Consider the following 18277-nt stretch of genomic DNA (forward strand, 5'->3'; position numbering starts at 1 on the left):
ATCGCACTCACCCGGCTTGGGACGGCTTCCGACGCAATCGTGACGGGGCGAAATCCCTAGGTCCCTGCGCCAGCCGTAAACGTCCTGCTAACGAACGATCACTACCTCTGGACCATGCTTCGACAAATCCGCCACTTGGTCAGCAGGGATAACAGCGCCGAAGCCGTACCGGCCGATGCGAAGGCGCTGCAGCTATCCCGCTTCGTCGAGGCATTCGAGGCGGAGGGTTCCGGCTGGTTCTGGGAAACCGATGCCGAAGGCCGCATCATCTACCTGTCGGACCATGTATGTCGCAAGCTGATGATCGATGCGGTCCGCCGCAGCGACATAGTCCTGGCGGACATTCTGGAGGTCGATCCACACGAGCTGGCGTCATCGCGCACCCTTCGCTTCCATCTGTCGACAAAGGCTGCGTTTCGCAACGTTCCCGTGCGTATCGCGGGCGGCGACACCAATATCGCATGGTCGATAACCGGCCGCCCCAAGGTCGATGAACGGGGCGAGTTCGAAGGCTATATCGGCTCTGGCAGTGACCTGGCCGAACGCCGCCAGTCCCAGGCCGCCATCACCAGGCTCGCCTATTCAGATGCCCTGACCGGGCTGGCAAACCGCGAACGCATGCGTGGCACGCTGGAGACCCTGTTGTTCACCCGGCAGAGCGGCTTCCAGCCCACAGCGCTGCTCCTGCTCGATCTGGATCGCTTCAAAGCCGTCAATGACACGCTGGGGCATCAGATGGGCGACGAGCTTTTGAAGCAGGTGGCCCAACGCCTTCAGCGCGTGATCGGCTACGATGGCGTTGTCGGACGCTTGGGCGGCGATGAGTTCCAGGTGATCATCGCGAACGACACGATAAGGATGCGTGTCGAAGCGCTGTCGCAGAACGTCATCGCCTCCATTTCGCAGCCCTACTCGGTCGACGGCAATGTCATCACCATCGGTTGCTCGATCGGCATCGCCATCGCCCCGGAACATGGGCAGTCCGTCGAGAATCTCGTGCGGAATGCCGATTTGGCATTGTATGCGGCCAAGGACCAGGGGCGCGGATTGCACCACGTCTACAGCGAGGACCTGCTGATCGAAGCCTCCCGGCGCAGGGAGATGGAAGACGATCTTCGTCACGCGCTTGCAAATGACGAACTTCATGTCGTCTATCAGCCCGTGGTCTCCACGGTATCCGAGCGGATTGTCGGGTACGAAGCGCTCGTCCGGTGGCAGCACACCCGGCGCGGCGTGATCAGTCCGGCCGAGTTCATCCCGGTCGCTGAAGAGGCAGGACTGATCACCGGCATCGGCGAATGGGTATTGCGGACCGCTATCCGGGATTGCGCGCGCTGGCCGGCCGGCATCCGGGTGGCCGTCAACGTATCGCCGATGCAGTTTTCCAATCCTAAATTCCCGGCCATCGTTGCGAACGCCCTGAGTACGGCCAGTCTCGACCCCTCACGTCTTGAGCTTGAAATCACGGAGAGCGTGTTCCTGAACGACGACGGGCGTACCGATCGCATGTTCAAGGCGCTGAAACATCTCGGTGTCCGTCTGGCGCTCGATGACTTCGGAACGGGCTATTCCGCTCTGGGCTATCTGAAGAACGCGCCGTTCGATAAAATCAAGATCGATCAGAGTTTCGTCCGCGGCGCGATCCAAGCCGGCAATCGCAATGCGGCGATCATCCGGGCGATCGTCACGCTGGCGACGACCTTCGGAATGGAGACGACGGCGGAAGGCGTAGAGCATCAGGATGAGATCGCCTTTGTTCGCGATCTCGGATGCAGTCATATTCAAGGCTATGTCTACGGCCGCCCCGAACGGAACGAGCATGTTCTTACGGCTTTGTCCGGCTATGGCGATCCTGCCGCGGCGGTAGGCCATAAGGTGAGCCGCGCCCCGCGCGAGAAGGTGATACGGAAAGCCCGACTCAACAAGGGCGGGTCTCGGGAGGAGGTCGTGATACGGAATGTCTCCAAAGGCGGAGCGATGATCGAAGGCTCTGCCCTGACGACCTCCGATATCGACACCGACGTTCTCATTGAGCTTCTACAGGGACAAATCCGGGCGGGTCAGGTCCGCTGGGTCGATGAGGGCAAGGCGGGGATCCGGTTCTGCGAGGACGCGGACTAGCCTCTACCGACCATCGCTCCAGCTATACGGGACGCCGACCCAACCCGATCGCCAGGACGGCGGTCGAGCGCTTTGCCTTGTCGCTTGGTTTGGCCGATCACGGAGACGATCTCGACCGGGCGCTGTCTGCGACCAAGAAGCAGCCGCAGCGCGAAGGCATCCACCACGCGTTGCGTCTGCGCGACACCATGAGACGCCGTCCGAGAGGCGCGCCGGCGAGCGGCGGAAGCGATCAACCACGCCCGCCAGGCCGATCACGAGCGGGCTGATCGCGACCACTGATCTCGCGCGCACTAACCTGAGTGACCGTCACCTACTCGCCTATCCATGCCGACCTTGGCCGGACCCGTCATCACCTCAGGCGGCCACTCGCTGCGCCTCGACAAGGCTGACCTTCGCACGGTTCCGGCCAGCCCGCTTCGCGTCGTAGAGCGCCGCGTCCGCAGCCTTGATCAAGGTCGTACCGTCGCGGTCCATGGCGTCGGTCCAAGTGGCGATGCCGAAGGACATGCTGGTGGCGCCCAATCTCTGTCCTCCGGCGCGGATGTTGAGCTCGGCAATCGCCAGCCGCACCTGCTCGACCCGATTGAGAAGGGCGGTGGCGTCCGTACCGGGCGCGATGATCGTGAACTCCTCGCCACCGTAGCGGCAGACCACGTCACCATCGCGGAAGCGATTGCGCATCTCCGCCGATACCGCCTGAAGAACGGCGTCACCGGCGTCGTGCCCAAACTCGTCATTGAAACGCTTGAAGTGGTCGACATCGCACATGACGAGGCTGAGGGGCTGGCCGGAACGCGACGCGCGCGCGATTTCCAGAGCGAGCGCCTCCTCCATGTAGCGACGATTGAACAGGCCGGTGAGCGGATCCCGGATCGTCTGTTCCCGCAGCGATCGCTGCAGCCGGTGGTTGACCAGCGCAGAGGCGATGTTCTCTGTCAACACCGTCAGCCGGAAGCGGCTTTCCCGTGGCACGCGTCCACGGAGATGGAGCACGCCGATCACCTCACCGCCGGCGAGCAAAGGCTCGCAATGATACAGTTCCTCCCCCGAGGCGTGACCGCACACGATATCGGCGCCAGGCTCCAGCACGCAGTGGCTGCGCCCCCGACGCAGCGCCCAGCACGCGTCGGGCGGAAAACCATCCGGGCTCAACGTCAGGCCACCCCAATACGCGACAGGCACCAGCAGGTTGCGCGAATTGTTGTGAGCATACAGCGCGCCAGCGAGATCGGGTAGCACGCGGGGCACGAAGACACGGATGATCTGCGCCAGCTCCTCATCAGTGCGCGCCGCCTGCATGCGATGCGCCATGCCCCCCAGCAGTTCGATCACGTCATTGCGCTCGCGCAGGGCCTCGCCCTGGTTCTGCAGATCGATATTGGCGACTTGCAGCCGCTGCTCGCTGGTTGCCTGCTTGGCGACGGCCAGCTCGAGACGATCCGCCATGGCGTTGTAGCCTCTGGCCAGCAGCGTGAACTCGCGCGAGCCCATTCCCTCAGCGATACGGGCCTTCTGCCCACGCCCAAGCTCCGTCATCGCCTGCATCATCGCGGCTAGCGGTCGTCGGATGCCGCGGATCAGCAACGCGCACGCCAGCAGGAGAAGGATGGCCAGGGTCGACGCACCAGCCAGCGACAACCGCTGACTTCGTGCCAGCCGACGTTCCGCCGCCTCGACGCGCACCGTCTGCAACGCGCGCTCCTCATCCAGGAAGCTTTGCGTACGAACGGTGATCGCATCCATCAACTCGCGTCCCCGCCCGCTGGCGATAAAGGCCCGCGCTCCGGCGAAGTCCCCTGCCCTGCCCAGCTTAAGGGGCCGGCCCAAAGCGATGGTTCGCTCGGCCATCAGCCGAGCGATTGCGCGCGCGCGCGCATGCTGAACCGGATTGTCGGTGGTCAAGGCCACGACCCGCGCCATATTGGCGGCCGCGCTGTTGATGCGCTCGTCGAACGTGCGCGCATAGGATAGGTCATGGGTCAGGACGAAGCCGCGTTGCCCCGACTCTGCCTCGCGCAAATCGCCCAACGCTTCGTCGGTCGTCTCGATGATCATCGCCGAGTGAATCACCCAGCGAAAGCTCCTGCCGGTCTGATGCGCGGCATCCGCCAGCAGCCAAGCCAAGGACGCGAGCGCCACGACCACGACAAGGGCGAGAGCACCGATACGGCTGTAGAGAGAGCTAAACACCCATATTGAACTATATCTGATTAGTTAGCGGCAGATTAGCGGACGGGCCCGGATTGAGAGATTTCGCAAGGAGGTTTTAGGCCAGCACCACGGACGGCAAGAACCAATTCGCGGGTCGCGACACGGTGGCTCCACAGGCCCAATGCCTGCCGATGCGCCGTGCCGGAGAGCCTGCTTCGGCGAACGCCGAGGTCGTGTCGATCATCACGGTCGTGGATTGCGAACTTGGCGCGGTTGAGGAGATTGATGCCGCTCGGCACCCGCAGGTCATCCGGCCCCGACCCCGCCGCGGCTCGTGCAGAAGTAAAGTAGATCTTTATCTCATGTGCTTAGAAGCGTGGGCAACGCGCCTGTTCCACCGCGATCCAGACGCGCCATCTCGACGCCGGCGGGAACTCGGTCCCCGGCCGCGCGCTTTTTTCGTCGGAAGGAGAGCCTGGAATGACGGATTCCCGTCCGCGAGATCAAGCGCTGGGCGCGCTATCGGGCGCGGGTATGCCGCTATGAGTTCAGGGCGCTGGCCGGAGCGGCTCTGGATCATTCGACATGGCGAAAGCGCGGGCAATGTCGCACGCGACGCGGCGCACGCGCGCGGTGACGACCGCATCGAACTTTCGGCGCGCGACGTCGACATTCCCTTGTCCCCGCGTGGCGAAGAACAGGCGCGGGCGCTAGGCAGATGGTTCGCGCGCGCGGCCGTCGCCGACCGCCCGGACGCGATCCTCGCGTCACCCTATGCCCGAGCCTGTACGACAGCGGCACTGTTCCGTGGCGAAGGCGGCAGCGCGAACGACACACCGATCTGCATCGACGAGCGGTTGCGGGAGAAGGAGTTCGGCATCCTTGACGGCCTGACCGTCAGCGGCGTCGCCTCCGTTTATCCCGATCAAGCCGAATTCCGGCGGCTGCTGGGTAAATTCTATCACCGTCCCCCCGGCGGGGAGAGCTGGTGCGACGTGATCTTCCGGCTGCGGTCTGTCATGGACATGATCGCGCTGCACTATGCGGGACGCCGCGTGATGATCGTCGCCCATCAGGTTGTAGTGCTGTGCCTGCGCTACGTCATCGAAGGCCTGTCGGAACCGCAGATCCTGGCCATCGATGCGGCCGGCGACGTCGCGAATTGCTCGGTGACCGAATATCGCTTCGATCACGGTATCGGAGACGGCGGCCTGGCGCTGGTCCGGTACAACAGCGTGGAACATCTGGCCGCCAGCCGCACGGCCGACGTCACCGTCGAGCCAGATCGGATAACGGGAGTTCGCGGATGAGCGACGACCTCATCCCCATCGACAGCGGCTGGATCGCGGCCAATCCGTTGCCCGTCCATGGTCCAGGAACGACCAAGAACAGCCGCGGCCGCGTGCTCGTCATCGGCGGCTCGCGCCGAGTGCCGGGTGCCCTGCGACTGACCGGAGAGGCTGCGCTACGGGTCGGCGCTGGCAAGGTGCAACTCGCCACGATCGAGGCGGCGGCACTGGGGCTCGGCCTGCTGGTTCCCGAGGCTGCCGTGATCGCGCTGCCCGAGAACGGACATGGCGAGATCGGGGCGGTGGACACCCAGTTGGATCGGCTTCTCCAATCGTGCGACACGGTGGTGCTCGGCCCCGGTATCGGCGACCCGGATGTCGCGGCGGCTCTGCTCGGCGTCGTGCTGCGTACCCGCCGCGACGATCTCACGGTCGTGGTCGATGCGATGGCGATCGGCTGCCTCAAGACCGTACGGGACGGGGTCGACGCATTCGCCGGTCGGATCGTCCTGACCCCGCACCATGGCGAGATGGCCATGCTCTGTGGGCTTGGTGAAGACGAGATCGAGGACGATCCTCGGAGCGTAGCGGCCGATGTCGCCCATGCGCACCGCGCGGTCGTAGCCCTGAAAGGCAGCGACACCTTCATAGCCGCGCCCGACGGCATGAGCCTCCACTATGGCGGCGGGGGCGCGGGTCTTGCGACCGGCGGATCGGGCGACGTCCTGGCGGGTGCCATCGCCGGGCTGCTGTCTCGTGGCGCGACGCCTGTTGTCGCGACCGGGTGGGGCGTGTGGCTGCATGGTCAGAGCGGCCGGCGCCTGGCGACCTCGAGCGGCCCGATCGGCTTTTTGGCCCGTCAGTTGCCATGGGAATTCCCGCATCTTCTGCCGCAATGACCGGAACACCGGACCCATGATGTCACCACCAGCGAGCCGCTAAGGATCCAGTCGTCGGCCCTGGCCGACGCTCGCGTCCTCCGCCTCACCTTTGGCGTTGCAGCCGCGCTGTGGACTCGTCGCCAATGTCCGCGCGCTCATCCCGCCGAATGCGGATCGCACGAGCACGGGTCGTGCCCACCGACTGCCAAGCACCTGGAACGATCCCATCCCCTCGCCTCGTGGTTAATATTCGAATTAACCATCTCCAGCCTCATAGTGAAACAGAGCATGCCTCGACAACATATTGCGCGACAATGATATTAGCCGTTAGGAGATCGTTCATCAGTTCACGGGGAATGTCATGAAGACGATCATCGCCACAACGGCAGCACTTGGCGCCTTTATTACCGCCGGTTCGGCGCAGGCCGCAGACTTCGTGTTCAACACGACCAACGCCGGCATGGTTACTGGCTCGGGCAACGGCAACGCTTTCACCTACACTGGAACCGATGGTTCGCGTTCCATTACGATGAAGGCCACTGGCTGGTCGCGTGGCTTCGACGGCGCGTTCACGGCCGGCGAGATGGCATCGTTCGGTTCTGACGGTCTTGGCATCTACCAGCAGGGTGAGCGCCGCGACGGTGGCTATCACCAGATCGACAACATCAATGGCTGGGAATTCCTGGTTCTTCAGTTCAGCGAAGCCGTTGCTCTTCAATCCGCGAAGCTGAACTCGTTCGGCATCGTCGACCGCGCCTATACCGACAATGACGCCTTTATCGGCTGGAACGCGTCCAAGCTCGGCCTCGGCACGACGCTGACGGGTACGGACGTTGCCAAGCTGTTCGACACCCGCCTCGGCAGCTTCAACAGCAACAGCGACGCCTACAAGACGGCCCTTCAGACCTACGCCCTGCCGCTGGCCAACGCGTCGAACGTCTGGATCGTGGGTGGCTCGTTCAATGGGCCGGATGACCGCAACGACTTCTTCAAGGTCGCGCAACTGACGGTGGCGGCGGTCCCCGAGCCGGCGACCTGGGCCATGATGCTGGTCGGTTTCGCGATGGTCGGCGCCGCCGCTCGCTATCGCCGCCGCTCGACCAAGATCGCCCTGGCCTGACCACCCTTCCCGGTTGAAGCCCGAACTCCCACCCTTCTGCAGGGCTTCAAGAACGGTCGCTGGCGGCGACGCCGGCGACCGTTCATCCGCCGTGATGGTCTTAGGGCGCCGGGCTGACACCATCCCCGCCCTCTCCACCCAGCCGCTTCCGCTCCAACCGCCAGCGACGGAGCGGGTCGGACGACCCGGTCCGCAGCATGGAGCCTGACAGGGGTAAAGTCGGCTCAGACCTGACTATTCACGCCCGCTTCCCGCCGCTCGGATCCGCAGCCGCTCCAGCGAAGAAAGGCAGCGGATAGTCGCCGCCTTCCCGGCGTTCGATCGCTGGGCGCGAACCGACGCCCCGCCATTGCCAGGCAGGCACGATGCTCGTCAGTAGCCTGCTTCGAGATCTGCGACGTTCCTCATGGGACGTCCGGCCAGGTAAGCCCTCAGGTTCTCGAGGAACAAGCTCGCCCCCCTCTCCAGCATCCGGCTCTGACTGCGACCGGACAGATGCATGGTGATCATCGCATTGCGCGCGCGCCATAGAGGGTGCTCCGGCGGAAGAGGCTCCGGGTCGGTTGGGTCCAGAAAGGCACCGGCGATCAGCCCCGTATCCAGGCCTGCGAGCAAAGCCTCCTGATCGACCATGTCCCCGCGCGCGACATTGATCAGCCACGCACTGCGCTTCATCGCGGCCAGTTCCCCCGCCCCGACCATCATGCGCGTTGCGCCGGTCGAGGGGGCGGCCAGCACCACCCAGTCAAACTCGGCAAGCCGTGGACGCCACGCGTCCGGCGTCAGCGTGCCGTCCCGTCCCGATCGGGTCACGCCGGTCACCGATACCCCGAACGCTCGGAGCCGCTCCGCGACAAGCGCCCCGATCGCGCCCATGCCGACGATGAGGGCGGAGGTCCCCGGCAGCTCGATCTTTCCTGGCGCGTCGCTGGGCCACTCATGCCGGTCGCGGGCGCGCAGGACGTCGTCGAAGCGCTTGGCCGCCGCGAGGATCCCCATGACCGCATATTCCGCGACCGCGATCGCATTCACGCCCACTCCGTTGGTCAGCGTGACATTACCCTGCCGGAGGACATCGAGAGGAAAGGCGTCCAAGCCAGCATAGATGGTCGAGACCCAACGAAGCCGAGACCCCGCCGACCGGATCGCATCCGCAACGAGCGACGTCGGTTGCATGTCGACCCAGGCGATCTCGGCATCCTCGATCATCGCGTTGGCCTCGAACGGACTGGCGAACCAGCGTGCTTCGATGCCGGCCGGTAGATGATGCTCTAGAAGTCCGCGGGTCACGGCGGGAAGAACGGCTATGGTCATCGTCAGCAGCCCCGTTGAAGGATCCAGCGACACCGATGAGTTCGCATCAGCATGTGGCGGCCATGGAAAGCGGCAGAGGCTGGCATGGATCGATGACCGACCCTGGCACCCGCCGCAATCGATCGGCACCGAGCCCATCCCTCCCTGACATCCGGATTTCGGCGGTCGTCCGCGGGGATCGAAAAGGTCATTCGGATTTCCCGAGACGCTCGGCGACAAGCCCGGTTACGACAGCTTGGATGACATGCACCGCCCAACGCTCGGTGGCCTTCCGCGCGCCCGCCTGAACTTCGCCCTCGGTGATGCCCAGCAGAGGTGCGATGCCGCCGATATTCACGGCATACAGCATCGTCCCATAGGCGACTGCGAGGCCCGTGGGAGGAACGCCTGGTGCCCAGCGTCGCAGGATCGGCCAGGCTGCGGCGAATGCGGCGGACGCGCCCAGATGGTTGACGAACTCGACGGCGCTGGTTCCCGCGTCGCCGATCACCGCCCGGCTGCCGCTTACATCGTCCATCCAGTCGACCGCGTCTCGGTCCAGCGTCTTGCACAGCATGCCGGTCTTGCGCCCCGCCGTCATCACCAGCGTGGTGACCACGCCCGCAACCAGGCCACCGACAATCGCTGCCCGATACGGTTTCATCGACCGTCTCCGTTGCGCTCGGTCGCCAGCTCGGGCAGCAACCGGTTGATCACCGAGTAGTTGATCGCGGTCCACCATTCCGACCCCTCGCCGGCCAGGGCCTCTTCGGACGCCTCGATCATCGCATGGTCGTCGCTGACCAGATAATCCTCGACGTCATTCAGGGAAGCGAATGCGAGGATCGAGACCGCATCGATTTTGGAGCCCTCGGGATCCTTCTGCGTCGAGCCGATATTATGGAGCTGCGCATAGCGGCGCACGAACTCGTGCGTCGCCGGAGCCTTCATCACCACCTCTGCATGCGCTTCCAGCAGGCGGCGTTGGAATGCATCGCGTGACAGCTCGGGGCGGCGCCGGTGGATCTTGACCAGGCTGATCGGATCGCGGTGGCGTGCGGACGGGATCAGGATGAACTCGCGGGTGATCTCCCGCGTCACCATCCGAAAGGCGGTCTGCTCGTCGGCGATGATGCGCTTGGCGAACTTTTCCTGCCCCAGCACCCGCTCGATGTCCGCTTCCTGAGCGTAGGTGATATAGGCAAGTCCGTCCCAGCGCGGGCGACCAAAGGCGGGGACTCGACGTTCGGGATCCGTCGGCAATCGACCATTGTCGTCCACCATCGCTCGGTAAGGCGGCCGGAAGAAGCAGGACGGTCCGGACGCGACCCGGTGAAGCTGATCGTATCGCAGCACCTGCTCTGACGAACTGCCCGGCTCGTCCCAAGCGAACTTCGGGCCATGGACCTTGCGCCAATACTCGTCCCAATGCTCAAAGGCGAGATTAGGATCAGACTCGATTGCGAGGTCATGGGGGCGCTGGTCGGGATTCACGACCTCCCTGCCCTGTCGGTCCTTCGACGATCCCGCATCCCCAGGACGGACATTTCGCGCCGTGTCGTCGACACGGCTGACGAAGGTCGGCGTCACGATCAACGGTCTGGTCGTTGCGGTAAACGCACGGCGAACCGGTGCGCGATGTTCGTTATCAGCACGGGCGAAGTCGGTGCTCATGGAATTCCTCTGGCTCAGCGGACCAGCGATCCAACGCACAGGCAAACGTGGAAGGCCCAACCCGTATCAGCCTCGGCTGCAGCGGACCATGGCGACCTTCGCCAAGAGGCGGCGGTCCAATGGCGCCTTCAGGATCGGCTGGGCGGCCACCACCGTGAATGGCGCGACGAGCCGTCAAGCCTGTACAGTGCAATGATCGTCACCGAATATCCGATTGGGTGCGACAGGGGTTCAAGTCGGGAAAAGCTTCCTGCCCCACCGCCCGATCGGCTCATCCGCCAGAGAAACAGGCCGCGCCATTCCGTTTCCCTCGCGGAGCCTGACCCGGTTCGGCATGCGCCCCTTGAGGCGTCCTGCTCCGCAAGCCGTCCAGGCCTTTGCCGACACGCACAAGGCCTTCTTAGCATTGCGTTATTTTTCCGCTTGGATAAGACTTGGCAGCAAATAGGGGGAAATATTGGCAAAGTACGTCCATTTCGGATTGGCCTTCGCAATGCTTGCAGCAGGGCATCCAACAAAAGCACAAGAGTCGGCTGCGCAGAAGTTCGGGGCTCGCGAAGATGTGCGTCAGGTAAGCCTCTCGCCCGACGGAAAGCGTGTCGCGATGCTCCGTGCGACCAAAGGAGCGAGCACCGCTCTGTTTGTTGCGGAGCTGACGGCGGGCGCTGCACCCAAGCCAATCCTCGCATCCAGTGGCAGGCCCGATCAGATCGATGAGTGCCGCTGGTCGACCTCTACTCAGCTTGTCTGCACGATTTCCACGCTGATGATGCAGAATGGCAGGCGGCTTGGTTTCAGCCGGGTCGTTACCCTCAATGCGGATGGAAGTGGACTGAAGGAGCTCAGCGGCGAGACCCGGGACGCGATCGGGGGCGCCGCGCAATATGGTGGCGATGTCTTAGACTTTCTGGCCGATGGTGACCAGGGCGGTGCCGTGCTGATGACCCGTAGCTATGGAACGCAACAAAGTACCGGCACCTTGCTTGCGGCCCGGCTGGGAGGGTTGGGCGTCGAACGTATCGATACCTCAACGCTTCGACGACAGCAGATCGAGAAGCCGAACCCCGATGCCAGCGAATACATCTCCGACGGCCACGGAGAAATCCGTGTCATGGGAATAACGCCAACGTCGAATGAAGGGATGCTGAAGTCCCGAACCAGCTATTTCTACCGAAAAGCCGGGCAACGTGGTTGGCAGCCGCTGTCGACGCTGACTTATAATGGCGGATTGACGGCGGGCTTCAATCCATATGTCGTGGATCGGGCATTGAATGCCGTTTACGGTTTCGACTCCCATAACGGCCGCAAGGCACTGTATCGCATCGCCTTGGATGGAAGCATGAAGCGCGAGCTCGTGCTTGAGAATCCCGACGTCGATGTCGATGCGCTGATCCAGGTCGGTCGTCAGCGTCGGGTCGTCGGCGCGAGCTTCGCCACCGACAAGCGAAGAGCCGTGTTCTTCGACCCGGAGCTCCAGGCTTTGGCATCGTCGCTGGCGCGAGCGCTGCCGAACGAGACCATCGTCGAGTTTGTCGATGCGAGCGCCGACGAACAGCGGCTGGTGCTGTTCGCCGGAAGCGATGTGGATCCGGGACGCTTCTACCTCTTCGACCGGACCAGCAAGAAACTGACGGAGATTCTACCCGCGCGTCCTCAGCTCTCGGGCGTGATGTTGGCCCCCGTGAAGGCCATCACCTTCAAGGCCTCCGATGGCACCACCATTCCGGGCTATCTGACCGTGCCGCCGGGAAGCGATGGCAAGAACATTCCGGCCATCGTGATGCCACACGGCGGCCCGGAGGCTCGAGACGAATGGGGCTTTGACTGGCTTAGCCAATTCTTCGCCAATCGCGGCTTTGCGGTGCTTCAACCGAATTTTCGCGGTTCGTCGGGATATGGGACGGCATGGTTCCAGAAGAACGGCTTTCAGTCGTGGCGGACAGCCGTAGGCGACGTCAACGACGCCGGCCGCTACCTCCTCTCGAGCGGGATCGCAGCGCCTGGCAAAATCGCCATCCTCGGCTGGTCCTACGGGGGCTACGCCGCACTGCAATCTGCGGTGTTGGACCCTGACCTGTTCAAGGCCATCGTGGCGATTGCTCCTGTTACTGACCTGGAAACCTTGCGGACAGAGCGAGCTGCATATGTCACCTACGCAATCGAGGATGCGAGGATCGGCCATGGGCCGCATGTTCGCGAGGGCTCGCCTGCGCAGAACGCAGGCCGGATCAAGGTTCCCGTCCTGCTGATCCATGGCGACCAGGACCAGAATGTTGGCGTTGGCGAATCCCGCCTCATGGCGTCGCAATTGCGCGCAGCAGGCGGCAAGGTCGACTATATCGAGTATAAAGGCCTCACCCACCAGCTCGATGATGCTGACGTCCGCGCGGATGTGCTGGATAAAAGCGACACTTTCATCAACTCTGCTTTCCAGGCTAAAAGGTGATGCTCGGAAAAAAATGAATGGCGGGATGACCTCCGTGTGCCGGGCCCTTCAAAGGACGTGCCCGGCACATGGCGGTCTATCGTGGGACCGGACATGGATGCCGGCACGTTCGAATGTCGCCCAAGCTCTGACACGGTTTGGCGTTCCGGCCTTCGCCCCCCGCTGATCACGGCCGGACTAACACAGTCCGACGATCAGTGCGGCCGCTCCCCGCATCTGAGCTCTGGCTAGCCGGCGATCGGGCCATCATCTGCCAAAGTGGTCAGACATATGCCGAGGGCTGCGCCCTGTCCTGGCGTACTGGCACCGGCGCGCTGATCGCGGTCGGTCGCAACGTAGGCGGGACAGCCCGCATCGTTCCTGACGCCGAGCGGCGCGCGCGCTTGGGCTGATGCCTCTGTCACCGCATTCAAAGCCGAATTCGCACTGGTGTGGCCTCACCGCCTACCTGACCGCTTGCGAGGAGCGGCAGGCCGTTCCGATCGGTCATCCGCTCTGGCATATCATCCCCGATCGGCCTAAAATCGCGTGATGCCGCCGATCGATTTCCCAGCGTTTCTCCCGCGTGTCCTCGCCGATGCCACGCTGCCCGAGCTTCCCAACCATTATCGGGGCAAGGTCCGCGATAATTACGACTTGGCCGACGGGCGGCGGATCATCATCGCCAGCGATCGTTTGAGCGCCTTCGACCGGATCCTATGCGCCATTCCGTTCAAGGGCGAGGTGCTGACGCAAACCGCGCGCTTCTGGTTCGAACAGACCGCGGATATCTGCGCCAATCATGTGCTCGACTATCCGGACCCGAATGTCCTGATCTGCCGTCGACTGACCATCCTGCCGGTCGAGATCGTCGTTCGCGGCTATCTTGCGGGAACGACAGGCACCTCCATCCTGACGCTCTATAAAAAGGGCCAGCGCACCATGTATGGCATGACCCTGCCCGATGGATTGCGCGACAATGCCAGGCTGGCCAGTCCGATCATCACGCCGACCAGCAAGGAATTCGACGGCGGCCACGACGAACCGCTGACGCCCGAAGAGATCGTCGGTCGCAAGCTGCTGACCCCGGATCAGTGGGAGGAGCTGAGCGCCATCGCATTGGCGCTGTTCGCGCGTGGCCAGACCATCGCGGAGGAACGCGGCCTGATCCTTGCCGATACGAAGTACGAATTCGGCGTCACGCCCGATGGTGCGATCCTGCTCGCGGACGAGATCCACACGCCCGACAGCAGTCGATACTGGCAGAAGTCGAGCTATGAGGCGCGCTTCGACGCGGGCGAGCGACCGGACAGCTTTGACAAGGACGTGGTGCGTGCCTGGGTGGCCGCGCAGTGCGATCCGTACTCGGGACCGATCCCCGAAATCCCCGAGGATCTGATCGCCGGTACGGCTGCCGCCTATGTGCAGGCGTTCGAGATGATCACCGGGCGCACGTTCACGCCCGATCTCACCGGCGGCACGGTCCTAGAACGGATACGCGCCCGGTTGGCGCCGCTCTTCACCGATACGGCCGCGTGATCCCGCATCGGTCGATCGCTACCGTGTTGCGACACCCCGAAGGCGGACCGTCATTCCGCTGACGGCTCGGCCGGCCCAGGTCGCCTGACCCAGGCATAGCTCAGCGACAGCAGCAGAAGAAACGGAACGCCGTAGAGCAAGGTCGAGGCGAACGGGCCGGTGAAGGGGGTCGTGAGCAGGATAGCGGCCATCGCCATCGTTCCGGCAACGCTCGTCCAGGGATAGCCCCACATCCGGAACGGGCGCTCGCGGGCGTCGGCGCGCGCACGAAAGGCCAGGTGCGTCAGGAAGATCATCATCCAGGCGAACATCGCACCGAACGCCGAGATGCCGATCATCATGCCGAATGCCCGCTGGGGTTGGTACACGTATAGCAACGTCGCCGGCGCGATCCCCAGCGCGGATACCAACAAGGCCATCAGCGGCACCCCCGCAGCGCTGACCTGGCCAAGACGCCGAGGCGCCTGTCGCGCGCGCGCGAGGCTGAAGAGCATGCGCGTGGCCGTGTAGAGCTGGCTGTTCATCGCCGACACTGCCGCGATCAGCACCACGGCGTTGAGCAGCCCGGCACCGCCGGGGATACCGATGGCCAGCATCACGGCCACGAACGGGCTGGAGGCGGTGCCGGCGTCATCCCAGGGCACGATCGCGAGCATCAGCGCCAGGGTGCCGAGATAGAAGATCGCCAGCCGCAGCATCGTTGCCCGAAACGCGCGTACGATCGCCCGCTCGGGATCGACCGCCTCGCCTGCCGCGACCGCGATCATCTCGATGCCGAGATAGCTGAAGATGGAGACGATCACCGCGCTCCAGAGGCCGCTCAGACCATGCGGGAAAAAGCCGCCATGCGAGACGTAGTTCACCAAGCCGATCGGGGACCCGGCAGGTGCACGCGCGACCACCAGCGAACCGAGCAGCAGAAAGCCGAGGATCGCGGCGATCTTGATCGCGGAGAAGACATACTCGGTCCTGCCGAACAGACCGACGCTGGCCGCGTTGACCAGCATCAATGCCGCACCGAAGACCAGCATCCAGATCCAGCCCTGCGCCGCCGGCAGCCAGAACTGCATGTAGATCGCGACCGCGGTCAACTCGGTTCCGACCGCCAGCACCAGCGCCGACCAATAGGCATAGCGCACCACGAAGCCCGCCCATGAGCCGAGATAGAGTTCGGCCAGGTCGCCGAAGGAACCGCTGGTCGGATGCGCGACGGTCATCTCGGCGAGGCAACCCATCAGCAGGAGCGCGATGACCCCGCCGATCGCATAGCTGACCAGCACGGCCGGACCGGCCAGACCAATCGCCAGTCCACTGCCCAGGAATAGACCGGTACCGATCGCCCCGCCAATCGCGATCATCGCCAACTGGCCCGAGGTCAAGCGGCGACGAAGGCCGGGCGTCGCGGAGGCGGGCGTCACGTCACCACCTCGCGTTGCTGGAGCCTGTCCTCTTGCCAAACGCCTGTGGTCATCACCTCGCGAAGGGTCTCGACCGCATCCCAGACATCGGCAAACCGCGTATAGAGCGGCGTGAAGCCCATACGGAGGAGATCGGGCGCGCGAAAATCGCCGACGACCCCGCGCTCGATCAGCGCGCGGCAGATCGGATAGGCGTGATCGTGCGCGAAGCAGACGTGACTGCCGCGCGCCGTCGCCTGGCGCGGGGACGCCAGGGTGAAGCCATGTCCTGCGCAGCGCTCCTCCATCAGCTGGATGAAGAGATCGCCCAGCCCCTGCCCCTTGGCGAACAGGGCCTGAAGATCGACGCCATCGAACTGGCCCAATCCCTCCTCCAGTGCCGCCATGGCCAGGATCGGCGGGGTCCCGCACAAATGGCGCGCGAGCCCGGGGGCGGGTCGATAGCCTTGTTCGAAGGCGAAGGGCTGCGCATGTCCCATCCAGCCCGGCAGGACCGACGGCAGCGCGTCCTGCAAACGCCGCGCGACGAAGAGGAAGGCAGGCGCGCCTGGACCACCGTTCAGATATTTATAGCCGCAGCCGACGGCCAGGTCGGCGTCGCAGGTCGTCAAATCGATTGTGACGGCACCGGCGCTATGGCTGAGGTCCCACAGGATCAGCGCGCCCCGCCGGTGTGCGGCGGCCGTCACCTCGGCCATGTCCGCGCGGTCGCTCGAGCGATAGTCGACCTGGGTCAGGACCACCAAAGCGACGTTGTCGTCGATATGGCTTTCGATCGCTTCGCGCGGGGCCGTGCGGACCGACCCGCCGACGAGCGCCGCGACCGACTCCGCCATGTATCGATCGGTCGGGAAGCCGCCGTCCTCGACCAGGATCGTACGCCGTTCCGGCCGCAACGCGGCCGCGCCGGCGATCAGCTTGAACAAATTCACCGACGTGGAGTCGCACGCGATGACCTCATCCGGCCGTGCGCCGATCAGCGGCGCGATCATCGCGCCCAGCCGCATCGGAAAACCGATCCAATCGTGACGGTTCCAACTGGTGATGAGGTCGCGCCCCCATTGCGCCGTGACAACGTCGGCCAAGTGAGCCGGCGTGGTGCGCGGCAACGCGCCCAGGGAATTGCCGTCGAGGTAGATGACGCCCTCGGGCAGCACGAACCGGTCCCGCATCGGGGCGAGCGGGTCGGCAGCATCAAGGGACAGCGCGTCCTGCCGACGGAAAGCTACGGTCATGATTGATCCTCCAGCTGTTCGATCGCCAAGAGGCGCAGCGCCGCGGCGATCGCGGCATCTCCGGCTGGTCGGCCGGGCGTTATCAGCTCGAAATGCCCCTGGTTCGCGATCGTCAGCGTCTGCACATTATCCCCCCGCGCGCGGACCTTGGCGGCATATTGGTCGGCGAGGCAAGGCGGTGCGATCGTGTCCGCGTCGCCCGAGACCAGCACCTGCGCCACGCCAAGCGGCGCCAGGGACATCGGGGACGTGTCGCTATACGGATCGGGACGAGCCGCCGTCGCCGGCCCGACCAGCCGGTCGACCGTATGGACGCCGCACGCCTCGGCCGCGGCAAATCGTACCTCGGCGAGATCGAGCAGCCCCCCCAGGCTGACGACGCCGCGCAAGGCGAGAGGCTGATCGGTCCACACCATGCTCTCTTCCGCGATCGCCGGTCGGCCAGCCAGCCAGAAGGCCAGATGTCCGCCCGCCGAATGACCAACGGCGACGACGCGGTTCGGGTCCAGAGCGAGGGACGCGCCGCGGTCACGCAGCAGGTCGGCGGCGGCCGCCACGTCCTGAAATGTACCGGGATAGCCGCCCCCCGGCCTGTCGATCCCACGATAGTCCACATTCCAGACCGCAACGCCCTTGTGGACGAAAGCCGCGGCCAATCGCCTCATGATGCCGGCCTCGGCGATAGCTGTCTGCCAACAGCCTCCATGGATCAGCACCACCACCGGGAAGGGGCCGTGGCCGACCGGCCTCCAGAGTTCGACATGCTGGAGCGGATCGCTGCCATAGGCGAGGATGGCGGGTGGTGCAGGCTGCGGAAGCTGCTGGAAATCCGCATAGCTCATGATGCGCTGCATGACCGTAGAAGAATGATCCATCGGCGATCGCGTAGGGCAGCGCGGCCATCCGGCACCAGCCCTTTTCGATGCTTCCGGCGGCGGACCGGTATCGCATTCGGATTCGGGCGCTATCGGCGTGGCTTCCTACGAGCCACGCGCGAACCGGCATTCGGCGGGCAAATCGGCATTCACCTCGAAGACCGAGGGGCCACCGCCGAAGCGGGGCGTTGGATGACGCGACCCACCTTCGGTCATCCTTTCCGGTCAGCACGGTTCCGAGACGAGGCCTATC

The 18277-nt window shown here is 64.4% G+C and carries 13 protein-coding genes; 6 read left to right on the top strand and 7 right to left on the bottom strand.

The annotated features are described in order from the left end of the window. The first annotated feature begins 114 nt into the window (after positions 1-114). Positions 115-2121, top strand: coding sequence for a putative bifunctional diguanylate cyclase/phosphodiesterase (locus GGQ96_RS00585; RefSeq protein ID WP_184110585.1), 2007 nt, complete (start codon positions 115-117; stop codon positions 2119-2121). A gap of 357 nt (positions 2122-2478) precedes the next feature. Here GGQ96_RS00585 and GGQ96_RS00590 read toward each other — a convergent pair whose 3' ends face one another. After that, positions 2479-4248, bottom strand: a complete 1770-nt coding sequence (locus tag GGQ96_RS00590; protein ID WP_221239737.1) for a diguanylate cyclase — start codon at positions 4246-4248, stop codon at positions 2479-2481. 569 nt (positions 4249-4817) lie between these two features. Between GGQ96_RS00590 and GGQ96_RS00595 the strand changes: the two genes are divergently transcribed. The 3 genes from GGQ96_RS00595 (at position 4818) to GGQ96_RS21265 (ending at position 7565) form a co-directional block, all read left to right on the top strand. After that, positions 4818-5585 (top strand): histidine phosphatase family protein, encoded by a 768-nt coding sequence (locus GGQ96_RS00595; protein WP_184110589.1) that lies wholly within the window; start codon positions 4818-4820, stop codon positions 5583-5585. Next, on the top strand, positions 5582-6463 hold the full coding sequence (locus tag GGQ96_RS00600) for an NAD(P)H-hydrate dehydratase (protein WP_184110591.1): 882 nt from the start codon (positions 5582-5584) through the stop codon (positions 6461-6463). Before GGQ96_RS00595 ends, GGQ96_RS00600 begins: the two co-directional genes overlap by 4 nt. Positions 6464-6806: 343 nt before the next feature. Continuing rightward, positions 6807-7565 (top strand): PEPxxWA-CTERM sorting domain-containing protein, encoded by a 759-nt coding sequence (locus tag GGQ96_RS21265; RefSeq protein WP_246359987.1) that lies wholly within the window; start codon positions 6807-6809, stop codon positions 7563-7565. Between the two features lie 372 nt (positions 7566-7937). Here the strand turns inward: GGQ96_RS21265 and GGQ96_RS00610 are convergent, their stop codons facing one another. The 3 genes from GGQ96_RS00610 to GGQ96_RS00620 form a co-directional block, all read right to left on the bottom strand. Next, entirely contained in the window at positions 7938-8879 is a 942-nt protein-coding gene (locus GGQ96_RS00610; RefSeq protein ID WP_184110593.1) for a D-2-hydroxyacid dehydrogenase, read from the bottom strand. A 187-nt stretch (positions 8880-9066) separates the two neighbouring features. Then, positions 9067-9477 (bottom strand): hypothetical protein, encoded by a 411-nt coding sequence (locus GGQ96_RS00615; RefSeq protein ID WP_343058880.1) that lies wholly within the window; start codon positions 9475-9477, stop codon positions 9067-9069. 41 nt (positions 9478-9518) lie between these two features. Beyond that, positions 9519-10532, bottom strand: a complete 1014-nt coding sequence (locus GGQ96_RS00620) for an EthD domain-containing protein (RefSeq protein ID WP_184110597.1) — start codon at positions 10530-10532, stop codon at positions 9519-9521. 457 nt (positions 10533-10989) lie between these two features. On the opposite strand from GGQ96_RS00620, the gene GGQ96_RS00625 reads away from it, so the two are divergent. Next, positions 10990-12978: an alpha/beta hydrolase family protein gene (locus GGQ96_RS00625; protein WP_246359988.1), complete on the top strand. Its 1989-nt coding sequence runs from the start codon at positions 10990-10992 to the stop codon at positions 12976-12978. A 531-nt stretch (positions 12979-13509) separates the two neighbouring features. After that, positions 13510-14496: a phosphoribosylaminoimidazolesuccinocarboxamide synthase gene (locus tag GGQ96_RS00630; RefSeq protein ID WP_184110599.1), complete on the top strand. Its 987-nt coding sequence runs from the start codon at positions 13510-13512 to the stop codon at positions 14494-14496. Between the two features lie 50 nt (positions 14497-14546). Here the strand turns inward: GGQ96_RS00630 and GGQ96_RS00635 are convergent, their stop codons facing one another. Genes GGQ96_RS00635 through GGQ96_RS00645 form a run of 3 tightly spaced genes read right to left on the bottom strand, consistent with a single transcriptional unit; the run spans position 14547 to position 17991 of the window. Beyond that, positions 14547-15914, bottom strand: a complete 1368-nt coding sequence (locus GGQ96_RS00635) for an amino acid permease (RefSeq protein ID WP_343058881.1) — start codon at positions 15912-15914, stop codon at positions 14547-14549. Then, complete coding sequence (kynU, locus tag GGQ96_RS00640; RefSeq protein ID WP_184110601.1) at positions 15911-17149, bottom strand: kynureninase; 1239 nt, start codon at positions 17147-17149, stop codon at positions 15911-15913. The genes GGQ96_RS00635 and kynU overlap by 4 nt, the downstream gene beginning before the upstream one ends. Next, positions 17146-17991 (bottom strand): alpha/beta hydrolase family protein, encoded by an 846-nt coding sequence (locus GGQ96_RS00645; protein WP_184110603.1) that lies wholly within the window; start codon positions 17989-17991, stop codon positions 17146-17148. The genes kynU and GGQ96_RS00645 overlap by 4 nt, the downstream gene beginning before the upstream one ends. Between the last annotated feature and the right edge of the window lie 286 nt (positions 17992-18277).

This window comes from Sphingomonas abaci (genome assembly GCF_014199625.1).
GTDB classification, from domain to species: Bacteria; Pseudomonadota; Alphaproteobacteria; order Sphingomonadales; family Sphingomonadaceae; genus Sphingomonas; species Sphingomonas abaci.